At 33.8% G+C, this 16,849-nt stretch carries 11 protein-coding genes and 1 pseudogene; 9 read left to right on the top strand and 3 right to left on the bottom strand.

The features are described from left to right. Nucleotides 1-143: 143 nt before the first annotated feature. The 8 genes from ychF to K6T82_RS07705 all read left to right on the top strand — a co-directional run bounded on the left by ychF (nt 144) and on the right by K6T82_RS07705 (nt 10,918). Nucleotides 144-1,238 carry a redox-regulated ATPase YchF gene (ychF, locus tag K6T82_RS07670; RefSeq protein WP_223705349.1) on the top strand — a complete coding sequence of 365 codons (1,095 nt, stop codon included), beginning with the start codon at nt 144-146 and terminating at the stop codon, nt 1,236-1,238. A gap of 317 nt (nt 1,239-1,555) precedes the next feature. After that, nucleotides 1,556-2,233: a TIGR02117 family protein gene (locus K6T82_RS07675; protein ID WP_223705350.1), complete on the top strand. Its 678-nt coding sequence runs from the start codon at nt 1,556-1,558 to the stop codon at nt 2,231-2,233. A gap of 103 nt (nt 2,234-2,336) precedes the next feature. Beyond that, on the top strand, nt 2,337-3,290 hold the full coding sequence (locus K6T82_RS07680; RefSeq protein ID WP_223705351.1) for a YihY/virulence factor BrkB family protein: 954 nt from the start codon (nt 2,337-2,339) through the stop codon (nt 3,288-3,290). After that, nucleotides 3,287-3,811, top strand: a complete 525-nt coding sequence (locus K6T82_RS07685) for an NADPH-dependent FMN reductase (protein WP_223705352.1) — start codon at nt 3,287-3,289, stop codon at nt 3,809-3,811. The genes K6T82_RS07680 and K6T82_RS07685 overlap by 4 nt, the downstream gene beginning before the upstream one ends. Beyond that, the gene (locus K6T82_RS07690; RefSeq protein WP_223705353.1) at nt 3,812-4,786 is read left to right on the top strand and encodes a transglutaminase domain-containing protein; all 975 of its coding nucleotides are present in this window, start codon (nt 3,812-3,814) and stop codon (nt 4,784-4,786) included. It begins immediately after the preceding gene. A gap of 77 nt (nt 4,787-4,863) precedes the next feature. Continuing rightward, nucleotides 4,864-6,039, top strand: coding sequence for a nicotinate phosphoribosyltransferase (gene pncB, locus K6T82_RS07695; protein ID WP_223705354.1), 1,176 nt, complete (start codon nt 4,864-4,866; stop codon nt 6,037-6,039). 161 nt (nt 6,040-6,200) lie between these two features. Then, nucleotides 6,201-8,069, top strand: coding sequence for a DNA topoisomerase IV subunit B (locus K6T82_RS07700; RefSeq protein ID WP_223705355.1), 1,869 nt, complete (start codon nt 6,201-6,203; stop codon nt 8,067-8,069). A 131-nt stretch (nt 8,070-8,200) separates the two neighbouring features. Continuing rightward, nucleotides 8,201-10,918 (top strand): DNA gyrase/topoisomerase IV subunit A, encoded by a 2,718-nt coding sequence (locus K6T82_RS07705; RefSeq protein WP_223705356.1) that lies wholly within the window; start codon nt 8,201-8,203, stop codon nt 10,916-10,918. 68 nt (nt 10,919-10,986) lie between these two features. Here the strand turns inward: K6T82_RS07705 and K6T82_RS07710 are convergent. Further along, a pseudogene (locus K6T82_RS07710) lies at nt 10,987-12,852 on the bottom strand (AAA family ATPase); the annotation flags it as partial. Here K6T82_RS07710 and K6T82_RS07715 point away from each other — a divergent pair. Next, nucleotides 12,851-13,429: a hypothetical protein gene (locus tag K6T82_RS07715; protein WP_223705357.1), complete on the top strand. Its 579-nt coding sequence runs from the start codon at nt 12,851-12,853 to the stop codon at nt 13,427-13,429. The pseudogene K6T82_RS07710 and the gene K6T82_RS07715 overlap by 2 nt on opposite strands. 66 nt (nt 13,430-13,495) lie before the next feature. Here the strand turns inward: K6T82_RS07715 and K6T82_RS07720 are convergent, their stop codons facing one another. Further along, the gene (locus K6T82_RS07720; RefSeq protein ID WP_223705358.1) at nt 13,496-15,280 is read right to left on the bottom strand and encodes a cytochrome-c peroxidase; all 1,785 of its coding nucleotides are present in this window, start codon (nt 15,278-15,280) and stop codon (nt 13,496-13,498) included. Between the two features lie 70 nt (nt 15,281-15,350). After that, entirely contained in the window at nt 15,351-16,829 is a 1,479-nt protein-coding gene (locus tag K6T82_RS07725; protein ID WP_223705359.1) for a PhoX family protein, read from the bottom strand. Between the last annotated feature and the right edge of the window lie 20 nt (nt 16,830-16,849).

A 16,849-nucleotide genomic window follows, 5' to 3' on the forward strand; every position in this document is an offset into this window, starting at 1 on the left:
ATATTTGCAAAATTTTAAAGCCAAAAAATATCATTTTGGCAGAAAAGAAAAATGAGCATTAAAATCACAAAACATTAAAACACACTATTTAATGTTTTAGACCAAAGCATAAAAGGTCGAATAAATACTATAGACACAAACAGATGAAAGCAGGAATTGTAGGATTACCAAATGTTGGAAAATCAACATTATTTAATTGTTTATCTAATGCAAAAGCGCAAAGTGCAAACTTTCCATTTTGTACAATCGAACCTAATATTGGTGTTGTAAACGTTCCAGATCCAAGAATCAACAAATTGGAAGAATTGGTAAAACCAGAACGCGTTCAAATGGCGACTGTAGATATCGTAGATATTGCAGGTTTGGTAAAAGGTGCAAGTAAAGGTGAAGGTCTAGGAAACCAGTTTTTAGGAAACATTAGAGAGTGTAATGCAATCATTCACGTTTTACGTTGTTTTGACAATGATAATATCGTTCACGTTGACGGAAATGTAAATCCAATTCGTGATAAAGAAACTATCGACATCGAATTGCAGTTAAAAGATTTAGAAACAATCGAAAAACGTTTAGAAAAAGTAAAACGTGCTGCAAAAACAGGAAATAAAGAAGCTCAAACTGAAGAGGCTTTATTAAACAGAATTAGAGAAGCTTTATTGCAAGCAAAATCTGCAAGAACAATCGTTCCTCAAAGCAATGATGAGGAGGTTTTGATGGAAGGTTTTCAACTAATTACGGCAAAACCTGTTTTATACGTTTGTAACGTTGATGAAAGTTCTGCTGTAAACGGAAATAAATATGTGGATCAAGTTCGTGAATTAGTAAAAGACGAAGATGCTGAAGTTATCATTCTTTCAGTTGGAGCAGAAGCTGATATTACTGAATTAGAAAGCTATGAAGAGCGTCAAGTTTTTCTTGAAGATATGGGATTAACTGAGCCAGGAGCTTCAGTTTTAATTCGTGCAGCTTACAAATTATTGAAACAACAAACATACTTTACAGCTGGTGTAAAAGAAGTTCGTGCTTGGACTATTCCAATTGGAGCTACAGCACCGCAAGCAGCTGGAGTTATTCATACTGATTTTGAAAAAGGATTTATTCGTGCAGAAGTTATTTCGTATGAAGATTACGTTCAGTACGGTTCTGAGTCAAAAGCAAAAGAAGCTGGAAAATTCAAAGTAGAAGGAAAAGAATACATAGTGAAAGATGGTGATGTAATGCACTTCCGTTTCAACGTTTAATCTTTTTTTAGATAATAGAAGAAAGAGAATAGAAAAACTGCTGGAGAGATTCAGCAGTTTTTTTATGCTTTGAAATTTGTTAATAGGTTTGTCAGGCTGAGCGGAGTCGAAGCCCACGCAAAGATTGTCGATTTTCTTTGTTGCTTTTTGTAGTGTGATTGCTTCGTTCCTCGCAATGACAAAAAATCCGTGTAAATTCGCGCTTTTGCGAAAGCGAATCAGTAAAATCTGCGTTCCATTTCGCAAAACAAAATTTTTGGCTCAAAAATTGGTTACAGAAAAATAACCAATTACTAATCTAAAATCAACCAATTAAAATGCTAAAAAAATCATTCAAATTTCTAGGCTGGACACTTTTCGGAATCTTCGCTTTTCTGGCGCTTTACATTTCATCTGTTTTAATTATTTCAAAAATCACGGTTAATTCAGATGCAGATTTGATAAAACAAGAAAGAACAGTTCCTATTTATATTCTTTCAAACGGTGTTCATACCGATATTGTCGTTCCAATTAAAAATGAAATCAAAGATTGGCGCAATGCAATTCAGTTCAACCAAACAAAATCAAAAGATTCTTTAATGAATTATATCGCATTTGGCTGGGGCGACAAAGGATTTTATTTAGATACACCAGAATGGTCAGATTTAAAAGCAAGTACTGCCTTAAAAGCTGCTTTTGGAGTAAGTTCATCAGCAATGCATACGACTTTTTTTAAACAATTACGAGAAGGAGAAGATTGTAAGCGTATTTTAATTTCTAAAGAAAATTATCAAAAACTGGTAACTTATATTTCAGAAAGTTTTAGTGATCCAGTTCATCCACAATGGATTGAAGGCCATAGTTACGGTATGAAAGACGCTTTTTATGAAGCAAAAGGAAGTTATAGCCTTTTTTATACTTGTAATACTTGGGCAAACAATGCTTTAAAAGCGGCAAATCAAAAAGCAAGTTTGTGGACGGTTTACGACAAAGGGATTTTCTGTCATTATAAATGATAGAATAATTTACATGGAAAAAATGTAAAATCTTACTAAAATACAAGAAGCAACAGGCTTTTATTATTGCTTAAATTTGAGTGTATATCAAAAAATCAGCAAAATGAAGGTCAAAAATATTTTTTCAAAAACATGGTTTCTACTAAAGAATACTTTTTTAGAATTTAATGATGATAATGCCATCAAACTTAGTGCGGCCTTGTCTTATTATACCATATTTGCATTGCCTCCTTTATTAATTATTATCATTACAATCTGTGGTTTTTTCTTTGGTGAAGAAGCCGTTACAGGTCAGCTTTACGGACAAATAAACGGATTGGTGGGTAATGGTGCAGCAACGCAAATTCAGGAAGCAATAAAAAATGTACAATTGTCTGGAAATAATGTTTTTGCAACTGTATTTGGAGTTGTAATGTTGCTAATTGGTGCCTCTGGAGTTTTTGCAGAAATTCAGAGTTCTATAAATTATATTTGGGGACTTCGCGCTAAACCTGATAAAGGAGTTAGGAAATTTATACAAAACAGATTAATGTCATTCTCTATGATTGCATCTGTAGGTTTTTTAATGATCGTCAGTTTATTTATCAATACAGTGCTAGATTTAGTTAGTGCTCGTTTAAAAATATATTTTCCAGAAAGTACTGTTTACCTGTTTTATGTAGTCAATATAGTGATTGTATTGGCTAGTATCACGTTATTATTTACGATAATTTTTAGGACTTTGCCTGATGGAAAAATAAGATGGAAAGATGCTATTATAGGATCTAGTGTTACTGCCGTGCTTTTTATGATCGGTAAATTTGCTATCGGATTTTATTTGGGAAGTTCTACAGTTGCTTCAGTTTATGGCGCAGCTGGTTCTGTTATTATTATTTTGGTTTGGGTTTATTATTCGGCAATTATTCTGTATTTTGGAGCAGAATTTACTAAAGTCTATGCGAAATCTTATGGAGGGAAAATTTATCCAAATGAATACTCCGTAGAAATAGCAAAAGAAGTTTATGAAATCGAAAATGTAACATCAGAACCAGAACAATTAACAAAAGAAAAACCATGAAAATAGTAGCCTTTGGAGGAAGTAACAGTAAACAGTCAATCAACAAGCATTTTGCAACTTATGCAGCGAGTTTATTCGAAAACGCAGATGTTGAGGTTTTAGATTTAAATGATTATGAAATGCCTTTGTTCAGTGTCGATCTTGAAAAAGAAATCGGACAGCATGAAACAGCAAAAGCTTTTTTAAGTAAGATTGCTTCTGCAGATATTTTGGTTGTTTCTTTAGCAGAAAACAATGGGAATTATTCTGCCGCTTTTAAAAACCTTTTCGACTGGAGTTCCAGAATTAAAAAGGAAGTTTTTCACCAAAAACCAATGTTATTATTAGCAACTGCTCCTGGGCCACGTGGTGGGGCATCGGTTTTAGAAATTGCAAACAACGCTTTACCAAGATATGGTGCACAAATTAAAGCAACTTTCTCATTACCAACATTTGGCGCGAATTTTGATTTACAGGAAAATAAAATATCTAATGTTGAGTTAGATAAAGAACTGAAAGACATTATCAAATCAAATTTTTAAATGCCACAAAAAAAGATTTCATTTTTATTCCTTTTACTGCATATTATTTCTTTCAATTTCGCTTTTTCCCAAAAGATAAGCGAAGTTGATAAAATAGTTGCAAAATACCCTAAGAGCTTTAATACAACCGAAAAACTAGCAGAACGAATCGAAAAAGATTTTGATTCTGATGCAGAACGTGCACGGGCAATTTATGCTTGGATTGCTTTTAATATAAAGTACGATTACAATGCATTTTTGAATCCGCCGAGAGTTCAAGGTTTCAGCTATTCTTCAGAAGCTGAAAAACAAAGAAAAATAAAACAGCTTAATGATAATCTGATTCAAAAAGCTTTCAAATCGCAAAAAGCAGTTTGCGAAGGATTTACTGCTTTGTACCAAAATTTAGCAGAACAAGTTGGTTTGAAATGCGAAATAATTCGAGGAGATTCTAAAACAAGACTTGCAGATATTGGTAGAAAAAACACTTCATCCAATCATGCGTGGAATATGGTTTTGGTTGATAAAAAATGGCGCCTTATCGATGTAACTTGGGGGCAAGGTTATTACGACAGCAATAAAGGTAGAATGGTCAACGACTATGATCCAATTTATTTTGACACCGATCCTGATTATTTCTTCGCAAAACATTTTCCCGATTCTGGAACTTTCTTGGGAAACCGATTGAGTAAAGATGATTTTTTGAATGGCCCTTTGATTTATAATAAAACAATCGAAAATGATTATAAAATTAAAACTCCCGATTCTGGCATAATTCAGGCGAAAAACGGAGATAAAATTACGATTGAAATTAAAAATGTTTCTAAAGCAAATCAGGTTTTTTATTTAAATAGAAAGAATCAGCCCGTAAAGGTTTTAAATCCTAAAGAAAAGCGAGGAGGATTGGAATTTCAAATTCTTGTTGATAATAATATTGGGGATTATATCACCATTTTTATTGATACAAATAGTATTGTTTCGTTTAAAATTATTTAGAAATAATTAGAATTACATAATTTTCTTCTTTTACGAAATTGCTGTATCTTAGCGTGAAATGAAATGAATTTGACGCTATGGAAACAACTTTTCTGAAATCAATTTTAGACAATGATTTCTATAAATTTACGATGCAGCATGCTGTAATTAAACTTTTTCCCAAAGCAAAAGTTCGTTACGGATTTATAAATCGAGGGAAACATGTTTTTCCTGATGGATTTGCTGATTTACTTCGTCGTTCTGTCGATGCATTAGCAGATCTTCAATTGACTAAAGAAGAGAAAAGCTATCTAGCGCATTATTGTCCTTATCTCGATCCTACTTATTTAGATTTTCTACAAGGATATCGATATGATCCTTCTGAAGTCCACATTAGTCAAGAAGGTTCAGAAATAAAAGTTACTGTTGAAGGATTTTGGTATCGAACTATTTTGTGGGAAGTGCCTTTGATGGCTTTGATTTCGGAGCTTTTTTATAAAGCCAATCACTTAATTCGTTTGAATGATGAAGCTATAAAAAATCTTACCAAAGAGAAAATAGACAACTATAATAAATTAGGCGTTTCGGTTTTAGAATTTGGCACAAGACGCCGTCATTCCTATGAAGTACACGATTTGATAAACGAAACTTTACGAACTCATGGTGGACATAGTTTTATTGGAACTAGCAATGTACATTTTGCGATGGTCAATAATCGCAGACCTTTAGGAACACATGCACACGAATGGTTTATGTTTCATGCGGCACAATATGGTTTTAAAATGGCCAATTCTATAAGTTTGGAACATTGGACGCAAGTGTATGGCGGAGATCTTGGAATTGCTTTAACGGATACTTATACAACCGAAATATTTTTTAATCAGTTTGATAAAAAATATTCCAAGCTTTTCGACGGCGTTCGTCACGATAGCGGCGATCCGATAGAATTTGCTCAAAAAGTGATTTCACATTACACCAAAATGGGAATAGACCCCAAATCAAAAGCAATTGTTTTTTCGGATTCGTTAAATTATGAGAAAGTGAAAAAGATTGTCGATTTCTGTCAAGATAAAATAAAAATGTCATTTGGAATTGGAACAAACTTCACCAATGATGTTGGTCTCCCAGCTATGAATATGGTGATCAAATTAACAGAAACAAAACCCGATAATACACATTGGCAAGGTGTGGTAAAATTGTCTGACGAAAAAAACAAAAATACGGGAACGCCCGAAATGATTGCGCTGGCAAAAGAAGTACTTGGAATCAAATAGTTTTTTTTGCTGAAAAAGCAGTTTTTTATAATTTTATTGACCGTTTTATTTTAAAATCAATTTAAATAGGTTTTAAACTGTTATTATTCATAACAAAAAAGAAATACGCTTTTATTTTTTACCGATAAATGGTACATTAGCAAAAAATCCTAAATTCATTTATGCTAGAGCAAAATCAATACAACGAAGATAATATTCGTTCACTCGATTGGAAGGAACATATTCGTATGCGTCCGGGTATGTACATCGGGAAATTAGGGGACGGATCATCACCGGATGATGGTATTTATATTCTTTTAAAAGAGGTTTTAGACAACTGTATCGATGAGTTCGTTATGGGTGCCGGAAAAACTATCGAAGTAAGTATTAAAGACAAAACAGTTTCGGTTCGTGATTACGGACGTGGAATTCCATTGGGTAAAGTAGTCGATGTAGTTTCGAAAATGAATACCGGAGGAAAGTACGATTCTAAAGCTTTCCAGAAGTCAGTTGGTTTGAATGGTGTCGGAACAAAAGCGGTTAATGCTTTGTCTAACTATTTTCGTGTAGAATCGGTTCGTGATGATAAACAAAAAGCGGCAGAATTCTCTGCCGGAAATCTGGTTCAGGAAGAAGACGTTATCGATACTACAAAACGTAAAGGAACAAAAGTAATCTTTACGCCAGACGAAACGATTTTCAAAAACTATAAATTCCGTTTAGAATACGTAATTAAAATGGTCAAAAACTATTGCTATTTGAACAATGGTTTGACTATTATTTTCAACGGAGAAAAATATTATTCAGAAAATGGACTTCGCGATTTATTAGAAGAAACCATCAACGAAGAAGATTTAGAATATCCGATTATTCACTTAAAAGAGCATGATATTGAAGTTGCGCTTACGCACAGTAAAACGCAGTACAGCGAAGAATATCACTCTTTCGTAAATGGTCAGAATACAACGCAAGGAGGAACGCACTTAGCAGCTTACCGTGAGGCAGTTGTAAAAACAATCCGTGAATTTTACAATAAGAATTTTGAAGCTTCAGACGTTCGTAAATCGATTGTAAGTGCTATCAGTATTAAAGTAATGGAACCGGTTTTTGAGTCTCAGACCAAAACCAAATTAGGTTCTACCGATATGGGTTCTGATGATGGAACACCAGCAGTTTCTGTTCGTACTTTTGTTAACGATTTCATCAAAACGAAGCTAGATAATTACCTGCATAAAAATCCAACAACTGCTGAAGCTTTATTGCGTAAAATTCTTCAGGCAGAACGTGAGCGTAAAGAATTATCAGGAATTAGAAAATTGGCGACAGATCGTGCTAAAAAAGCCAATCTTCACAATAAAAAATTAAGAGATTGCCGTGCGCATCTTCCAGATACTAAAAACCCAAGAAACTTAGAAAGTACGCTTTTTATTACCGAGGGAGATTCGGCTTCTGGATCTATTACAAAGTCGCGTGACGTTAATACACAAGCCGTTTTCAGTTTACGTGGTAAGCCTTTGAATTCATACGGAATGAGTAAAAAAATCGTGTATGAAAACGAAGAATTCAACTTGCTACAAGCGGCGCTTGATATTGAAGACGGATTAGAAAAATTGCGTTATAACAACATCGTAATCGCAACCGATGCCGATGTCGACGGAATGCACATTCGTTTGCTTTTGATTACGTTCTTTTTACAGTTTTTCCCAGAATTAATCAAAGAAGGGCATTTGTATATTTTACAAACGCCACTTTTCAGGGTTCGTAACAAGAAAGAAACGATTTATTGTTATTCTGAAGAAGAAAGAAAAGACGCAATTGAAAAACTAAAACCAAAACCAGAGATCACCCGATTTAAAGGTTTGGGAGAGATTTCGCCAGACGAGTTCAAAAACTTTATTGGAGATACAATCCGCCTTGATCCGGTTATGATGGATAAACATACTTCGATTGAGCAGTTATTGTCTTTCTACATGGGGAAAAATACTCCAGATAGACAAGAGTTTATTATTAAGAACCTGAAGGTTGAGATTGATGAGCTTGAAGAAGCTTAAGATCATTTAAAAATCCGAGACAGTGTCTCGGATTTTTGAAGTATAAAAGCGCAGTCAGTGACTGTGGAATTGAAGAATACTTCTGTTAAGATTAAATAGAAAAAAATACTGAAATAAATTCAGCATAAAAAATGAAAGACGAAGAAGACGATAACATAATTCCAAACGACGACGAAAATCAGGATGAAAACCAGATTGAAGACAATCAAAATGGAGATGACGATGAGATTATCGACGTAGATGCTAAACATTTTGAAGGACAGCATTTTTACGAAAATCAGGAAGAAGAAGGAGAAGACGTTATTACGAAAGTAACCGGAATGTACAAAGACTGGTTCCTGGATTACGCATCTTACGTAATTCTGGAGCGTGCCGTTCCTGCTATCGAAGACGGATTCAAGCCTGTTCAGCGTCGTATTATGCACTCGTTAAAAGAGCTGGATGATGGTCGTTATAATAAAGTTGCCAATGTAGTAGGGCACACCATGCAGTATCACCCACACGGAGATGCGAGTATTGGTGATGCAATGGTACAAATTGGTCAGAAAGATTTGTTGATTGACTGCCAAGGAAACTGGGGAAATATCTTAACTGGCGACGGTGCAGCAGCGCCCCGTTATATTGAGGCACGTTTATCTAAATTTGCTTTGGAGGTTTTATATTCTCCAAAAATTACAGATTGGGGAGTTTCATATGACGGACGTCGTGCAGAACCAAACAATCTTCCAGTAAAATTCCCATTGCTTTTGGCTCAAGGAGCTGAAGGTATTGCGGTTGGTTTATCAACAAAAGTTTTACCGCATAATTTCAACGAATTAATTGACGCTTCGATTAAAATCTTAAAAGGAAAGCCGTTTACGCTTTATCCTGATTTTATGACGCAAGGTATTGCCGACGTTTCGAATTACAACGACGGAATGCGTGGCGGACGTGTGCGTGTGCGTGCCAAGATTGCACAATTAGATAAAAATACATTAGTAATTACGCAAATTCCGTTTTCAACCAATACGACAACTTTGATTGACAGTATTTTGAAAGCCAATGAAAAAGGTAAAATCAAAATCAAAAAAATTGAAGATAATACCGCTGCTGATGTTGAGATTTTAATTCATCTTTTCCCGGGAGTTTCGCCAGATAAAACTATTGATGCTTTATTTGCATTTACGGCTTGTGAGACATCTGTAGCGCCTTTAGGCTGTGTTATTGAAGATAATAAGCCTTTGTTTATCGGAGTTTCTCAAATGTTGAGAATTTCAACAGAAAGAACAGTTGATTTACTTCGTCAGGAATTAGAAATTCAGTTAGAAGAACTAAAAAATAAATGGCATTTCTCTACTTTGGAGAAAATCTTCATTCGTGAAGAAATGTACATTGACTTCAAATTATACGGAGATAGAGAATCATTATACAAATACTTGTATGATAGATTTGAGCCTTTCAAAAAATCATTCGTAAGAGAAATTAACGATGACGATTTACAGCGTTTGACTCAGATTCCGATGATTCGTATCACTCGTTTTGACTCAGATAAAGCTGATGAATTGATTTCGAAGTTAGAAGAGGAAATGAAAGAGGTAGAATACAATTTAGAACATCTTACAGATTTTGCTATTGCGTATTTTGCCAAATTAAAAGAGAAATACGGAAAAGGGCGTGAACGTCAAACAGAACTTCGTGTTTTTGATAACGTTGAGGCTACAAAAGTAGTTTTACGTAACACAAAACTATACGTAAACCGTGAAGAAGGTTTCGTGGGAACAAGTTTAAAGAAAGACGAATACGTAGGTGATTGTTCTGATATTGATGATGTTATCGTGTTTTTACGAGACGGAACAATGATGATCACAAAAGTTGATGCCAAAACTTTTATCGGAAAAGACATTATACATGCTGCGGTTTTTGATAAAAATGACAAACGCACCATTTATAATATGATGTATCGTGATGGTAAATCGGGTCCATCTTATATAAAACGTTTTAATGTTACAGGAGTTACACGTGATAAAGCTTACGATTTAACAAACGGAACAAATGGTTCTCAAGTGGTTTATTTTTCGCATAATCCGAATGGAGAGGCTGAGGTTGTAACGATATTATTACGTCAGATAGGAACAATTAAAAAGTTAAAATTCGATATTGATTTTGCTAAATTGGCGATTAAAGGCCGTGGATCAAAAGGAAATTTAGTTACCAAATATCCAATCAAGAAAATTGAATTAAAAGAGAAAGGAATTTCGACTTTACTGCCAAGAAAAGTTTGGTTTGATGATACCGTAAAACGTTTAAATGTTGATGCAAGGGGAGAGTTGTTGGGCGAATTTAAACCAAGTGATAAAATCTTAGTAATCAGTCAGAGTGGAAAATTGAAGGTTATTATACCAGAATTATCAACTCATTTTGAGGAAGATATGATTGTGTTGGAAAAATGGAAGCCTAAAAAACCTATTTCTGCAATTTATTATGATGGAGAGAAAGAGCGTTATTTCTTAAAACGTTTCCTTGTGGAAAATGAAGGTAAAGAAGAAAGCTTTATTACAGATCACCCAAATTCGCAGTTAGAAATTGTATCTACCGATTACCGCCCTGTTGCGCAATTGGTTTTTGCAAAAGTAAAAGGAGTTCAAAAAGACGATCTTCATATTGATGTTGAAGACTTTATAGCCGTAAAAGGTTTTAAAGCCTTAGGAAACCAATTAACGACTGATAAGTTAAGACAAGTTAATTTATTAGATCCGCTTCCTTATGAAGAACCTGTAGAAGAAGTTCCAGAGAAACCAGAAATCTCAGAAGATGATCCTGTAGAAACTGAATTAGATGATGATGGTCAGATTGGTTTGGTTTTGGATTAATATAATTGAAAAACGCTAAGATTGATTTCTTAGCGTTTTTTTTTATGATAGATTATATTCAATTAATTTTAAACTGGAGCAATTTCTTCTTTAATCCATTTTACTTCATTGTTGTCAATAATTACCGAAACGATGTCGCCATCTTTCACTTCTTCAGAAATTATTTTCTTTGCCAAAGGTCTTCTCAAATGACTTCTGATAATACTTTTAATAGGTCTGGCTCCATATTTGGCGTTGAATCCATTTTCAGCAAGATAGGTTTTGGCTTCAATCGGAATTTCAACAGTTATATTAATGTTTTTCAATAAATCTGTAAATTCTTTTTTAAGATGGATTTCAAATATTTTGAGAGCATTTTCTTTACTGATAGGCGCAAAAGGTACAATTTCGGTTAACCTTCCTAAAAATTCAGGACGGAAATAATTGCCCATAATCTCCATCAGTGAAGTTGAACTCGGAATCTGACCGTTGTTGAATGTCTCCACAATATGATCTGCGCCAATGTTTGAAGTAAAAAGGATAATTGCATTCGAAAAATCACCTTCTTTCCCTAAACGGTCGTGCAGTTTTCCTTCGTCCATAATTTGCAAGAAAACATCAAAAACCGAAGTATGTGCTTTTTCAATCTCGTCAAATAAAACAATAGAGTAGGGCTTTTGTCGAATTTTGTTTACTAATAAACCACCTTCTTCGTATCCTACATATCCAGGAGGCGCTCCATAAAGTAAAGCTGCTGAATGTTCTTCTTTAAATTCAGACATATCAAATCTTATAATGGCATTTTCATCCTGAAAAAGAAATTCAGCTAAACTTTTGGCTAATTCTGTTTTTCCAGTTCCTGTTGGCCCTAAAAAGAAAAAAGACGCAATGGGCTGACCTGCCTTGCTTAAACCTGATCGTGACTCTAAGATTGAACCTGCAACTGTCGCGATGCAATGATCCTGTCCAATAACTCTCTTGTTTAATACTTCTTCAATTGTGTTTAGTTTATTTTTCTCTTCTTCATTTAATTTGCCAGCGGGAATCCCTGTTTTTTGAGCAATTATTAAAGATAAATCAAAAGCTTCAATATGAACTCTTTTGTCTAAAGCTCTTTTTTCAATTAGTTGCAAAAGGTTTTCAATATGATTGATAATTGCCTCAGAGGATTCAAAGTTTTTTTGATTGTTATCCTCATCAGTGATCATTAAAAAAGCAGTTTTGTTTTCTATATCGGTTAAAAACCAGTTGCATTCTTTAATCAATTGTTCTTCTGATAAGTCTTCTTGATTTTGCTTTAATATCTCTAGTTTATTAATAAGTGCAAGTTTTTCTTTTAAAAAAGTTTCGCCAGAAGTTTTTAGAACAGACATTGTATGATCTATCAGATTTATGGCCGATTCCGGAAGACTTTTCTCTTTTAAATACCTTTTGGATAATCGAATAGATTCAGAAATCGTTTCGTTGTCAATTTGTATTTTATGATGTTCTTGATAAGATTTAATAGATTCCCTAATCATACGAAATAAAGTCTCATCATCTGATTCTTCTAGTTTCACAATTTCAAACATGCCTGAAAGACCTTGTTCTTTCTCTATTTTTTTTGAGAATTCATCAATTGTTGAAGTTGCTATAATGTTTAATCCTTTTGCTAATTCTCCTTTTAAAACATTGGATACTCCAGAGTCACCATTTTTATCGAGAAGCGTATGAATTTCTTCGATAATCAAAATAGCTTTCGGAAATTGCTCTAGTTCCTGAATGCAATTTTTTAAACGATCCTCAATTTCTCCCTTATAAGTTGCTCCAGCAATTAATGTTGATAAATCTAATTCAAAAAGCTGTACCTTATTTAAAACATCAGGAATTTGATTGTCTATTACATTTTGAACCAGAGTATCAATTAAAATGGTTTTTCCTATTCCTCGATCGCCAATTAATAATACATTTGGTTTGCAAATCAATCAATTGCTAGCTTCAGTTGAGCAACAGGCAAAAGAGAGTAGTTTCTCGAAAAATAATGATCCGTATTTGATGATTAAGCCCAAAAATGATGATACGGTTGGCAAAAGTTTTCACATTAATTATTGGTCAACCTGCGCAGAAGACGGAAACGACATTAAAGCAGGAACTGTTTTAGATTGTAAAGATTTAGCCTTTATCAGTAAAAATGCGATTTTAATGACCAATACTGTTGGCGGTTTAAACAAGCAAAATAATAAAGATCGAATTTTAGCTTATCGAAATGCTTTATTAACTAGAGGTAGGATAGTAACTTTTGCTGATATTAAGGCTTTCGGTTTTAATCATTTTAAGAATTCGATAACTGATATTAGTTTAGAAAAAGGAACCCGCAAGGAAATTTCTGTAAAATCAGGCTTTAGCCGAACGGTAGACATTCACATCAAAACAAATCCAGAAGAAAAAAAATATTTATCGGATTCAGAGTGGGAGTATTTGTGTGATAGCTTCTTGAAACAACTGAAAAATAGATCTTCTAATGTCTTTCCGTACCGAATATTTGTAGATTAGTAAAATAGAAAACGCCAGAACATCAAGTTTCTGGCGTTTTTGATTTACTGAAATCTATTTTGGTTTTTATTGGTATTTCTTATCTGTGAGTGTTTTCATAAAAGCTACCAAAGCCTTTTCTTCATTTTTGGTAAGTTTTAATTCATCAAAAGGTAACGTTTGGTTTTCTACTTCATAACCTAAACCTTGTCCGCCTCCTTTGTTATAAAAATCTACGACTTCTTCTAAGGTTTTAAAAACACCATTATGCATATAAGGAGCTGTTACAGCTACATTTCTAACCGTTGGCGTTTTGAATGCACCGACCAATTGAGGCATTTTGTTGTATAGATAACGTCCTTGATCTGCGCTAAGTTTCTTGCCAGATGCATCTTGAGGTGTTCCAATAACTTCATGTTCGCTTTTAGAATAACTTGGAGGAACGGTTCCGTTAAACAGAGGCGTAAAATGACACGTTGCACATTTTGCTTTTCCCATAAAAAGATTCATTCCTTGAATTTCTTCTACGTTTAAAGCGTTTTTATTTCCTCTCATATATTCGTCAAATCTAGAATCGAATGAATTTAATGATCTTACATAACTAGCTATGGCATTTTGAATCTGCCAGGCTTCGGGTTTTGTAGTTCTTGGATAGGCTTTTTTGAAAAGATTGATATATTCGTCATTCAATAGAATTTTAGCATGAATATCATCCATTGAGCCATGCATTTCATCTTTATTCTGAATAACATCTACACTCTGTTTTTCTAAATCTAACTGACGCATATCCCAAAATTGAGCATTTTGCAAAGAGGCATAGGTTAGGGTTGGGGTGTTTCTGGCTAAATTAGAACCTGTTAAGGAAACATTTGTTTTTAAACCGTCAGTAAAAGCTTTTTCGGGATGATGACAGCTAGCGCAGCTTCTGTCATTATTTTTAGAAAGACTGGTGTCATAAAACAGTTTTTCTCCTAGTTTTGCTTTATCAGCAGTAAAATTATAATCTTTTGAGAGTACAAAAGCATTCACATCGAAAGCATTTTTATCAAATAAAGTTTCAATATTTTGCTTTAAGGGCTTTATTTTGTTTACGTTTTTTATACTTTGCTCTTTCTGAAAAGCTTTTATTTTTTTTGAAATTGGATTTAAATATTCAGTAATAAAAAAAGCTCTGTCAAAAGAATTGAAATTGTTGTTCTTCTTGCAGTACAGTTTTGCTTTTGATGTCAAATTCTTTAATTCATCTGATGTTTTGCTATTTTCATTAATAATCTGAAGAGGCTCTGAAATAGAAATAAGACTTTCGCCTGCTTCAGGAATTGAGGATTGCAGAATTGGACTGTCAAACCCTGTAATTCCTAATGTAATTACTCTGAATACATTTTGCTGAATGGCATCTAAAACATAGTCGTCGCTTATAGCAATAACTTCAAAAGTGCTTTGTAATTGCTTGATATTCGACTGGAAAATATTTAATTCTCTGATAACATTTTCTTTGTCCTCAATTTTATATTCAGGATAAATCATTTCCTCTATAACCTGAAAACCATGCGGTTCAAATGATCTGTTTTCTTCCAATTCCATTTCATCCAAAGCGGGTCCGTTCATAAATCTTGCTGTTTCCGGAACAAAATATTCAATTGCCCATTCTACTTTTTTATAAAATAAACGGGATTTAGTGAACTGTTCAACAATTTGGTTAGACGAAGCGTTCGTATTGATAAGCTTTTGAAAATGTAAAATTTCATTATTTAGTTTGTTTAAATCAACAAGAAGATGTTGTTTAACAGTAGTTTTGGAAACTTCATTTTGTTTACAAGAAAAAAACAAACAAAGGGTAAAAAACAGAAAAGTAAAATGCTTTAATTTCATAATAGGATATTAATAGCAACAACCCTTATTGAAAAATAAGGGTTGTTATAGATTTTTTAAATTGAAATTATTATCGTTGTACGTTTCTAATAATTACAGTTTGACCACCTTCTTTATTAGTATTGATTCCAGAACCATCAGCATTTTTGAAAGCATCACTCTGCCAAGTATGAGGGTGAATATTTACTGTGAAAGTATCTGGAACTCCAATGATATCTGAAATATCTTCCATAGCACCAAATTCCCAGCTTCCTAGTCTCATTTCACCAGTTTGGTTGTAAAGAGTATTCCATGCTGCATCAGTTCTTTTGTGGTTCATGTTTAACCATGGTTTATTTTGTTTTGTAGCGATATTATATTGCCAGATGTATGAATCGTGCTTTGCATCTGCATAATAACTATCACCGTCTTCTTGAATATAAACGTAGTTCTCGGTTACACATAAGTTATCAGGATTGATGATTCCAGTTCCTGGAGTACTATCACCTTCAACGGCTAACTCTAAAGTTCCTTTTAAAGGATTAGTAGCATCCAATTTTAATTTGTAAACTCTTCCCCACATTGTATATCCTTGAACAGGAGCATTATTTGTAGCCTGACCTGTTGCAGTAAAATATACTTCTCTGTTGTTTGTTGCACTTCCTTTTCTGTAATCTACGTCTTCAACTCTCGAAAAACGAATTGCTTTTAAATCATTTACAGTTGTATTGATTACGGCTCCAGTTAAGTTTTTGGCATTTGGAATTTCAACAAATTCTACAGGATAAGAATTGTTTAATGTTATAGTAGTTTCAACCTGATTTCCGTCAGTTCTTTTTAAAGCATATAGTTTTCCGTTTGATAAATCACCAACCGTACTTACATACATAATTAATTGTCCTGCACTTACGTGTGAAGTACCGTAAGATTGGTCTTCTCCAATTAAAATAACTGTTTTTCCAGGATATGCTTCTTTTGGCAATGGTACAGCATTTTCCATACTTGCTTTTCCTAAAGCTGGTAAAACTCTGTCTTTTCTTGCTTTATCAGAAGATGCTCCAAGCGGATTGATTCCGTGAACCATACTTTCCTCACCACTTTCTCCAGCAGTTAAGAAAATTGGTCCAAATCCGTGAATTTCAGGAGTTGCTAATGTTGCAGAACACAAACGAGTTAAACCTCCAACTCCGTCAACCAAATAGTCACCTTTTACTGGTTTGAAAGTCTTGTCTAAATAAACTCTGGAAACAGATTGTAAAATCTCGTGGTTTGTAATTAAAATGTAACCATCTCCGTTTGGATCTTTCATTAATCCAGCACCATCAGGTTGAGCACCATAAACGAATGTTGGAGAATTTGGCAATACATCTGAACTTGCAATTAAAGTACTGATTTTTAAGTTTTCGAAACCAGCCATTGGGTAAACAAAAGCAGGTACTTTTGAATGTGAGGTAAAATCGATGCTGGCATTTACTTCATTTGAAGATTTTTTGTCATCATCCTGGCAACTGATTGCAAGAAGTCCTGCAATTCCCAACAAGGTAATTGATTGTAATAAGTTAGCTTTCATAAATTTTGTGTTTTTTTTGA

Source organism: Flavobacterium potami (assembly GCF_020026915.1).
In the GTDB taxonomy this organism is placed as follows: domain Bacteria; phylum Bacteroidota; class Bacteroidia; order Flavobacteriales; family Flavobacteriaceae; genus Flavobacterium; species Flavobacterium potami.

Coding starts and splice junctions, on each gene's coding strand:
- ychF (WP_223705349.1), top strand. CDS start 144: ATGAAAGCAGGAATTGTAGGATTACCAAATGTTGGAAAATCAACATTA.
- K6T82_RS07675 (WP_223705350.1), top strand. CDS start 1,556: ATGCTAAAAAAATCATTCAAATTTCTAGGCTGGACACTTTTCGGAATC.
- K6T82_RS07680 (WP_223705351.1), top strand. CDS start 2,337: ATGAAGGTCAAAAATATTTTTTCAAAAACATGGTTTCTACTAAAGAAT.
- K6T82_RS07685 (WP_223705352.1), top strand. CDS start 3,287: ATGAAAATAGTAGCCTTTGGAGGAAGTAACAGTAAACAGTCAATCAAC.
- K6T82_RS07690 (WP_223705353.1), top strand. CDS start 3,812: ATGCCACAAAAAAAGATTTCATTTTTATTCCTTTTACTGCATATTATT.
- pncB (WP_223705354.1), top strand. CDS start 4,864: ATGGAAACAACTTTTCTGAAATCAATTTTAGACAATGATTTCTATAAA.
- K6T82_RS07700 (WP_223705355.1), top strand. CDS start 6,201: ATGCTAGAGCAAAATCAATACAACGAAGATAATATTCGTTCACTCGAT.
- K6T82_RS07705 (WP_223705356.1), top strand. CDS start 8,201: ATGAAAGACGAAGAAGACGATAACATAATTCCAAACGACGACGAAAAT.
- K6T82_RS07720 (WP_223705358.1), bottom strand. CDS start 15,280: ATGAAATTAAAGCATTTTACTTTTCTGTTTTTTACCCTTTGTTTGTTT.
- K6T82_RS07725 (WP_223705359.1), bottom strand. CDS start 16,829: ATGAAAGCTAACTTATTACAATCAATTACCTTGTTGGGAATTGCAGGA.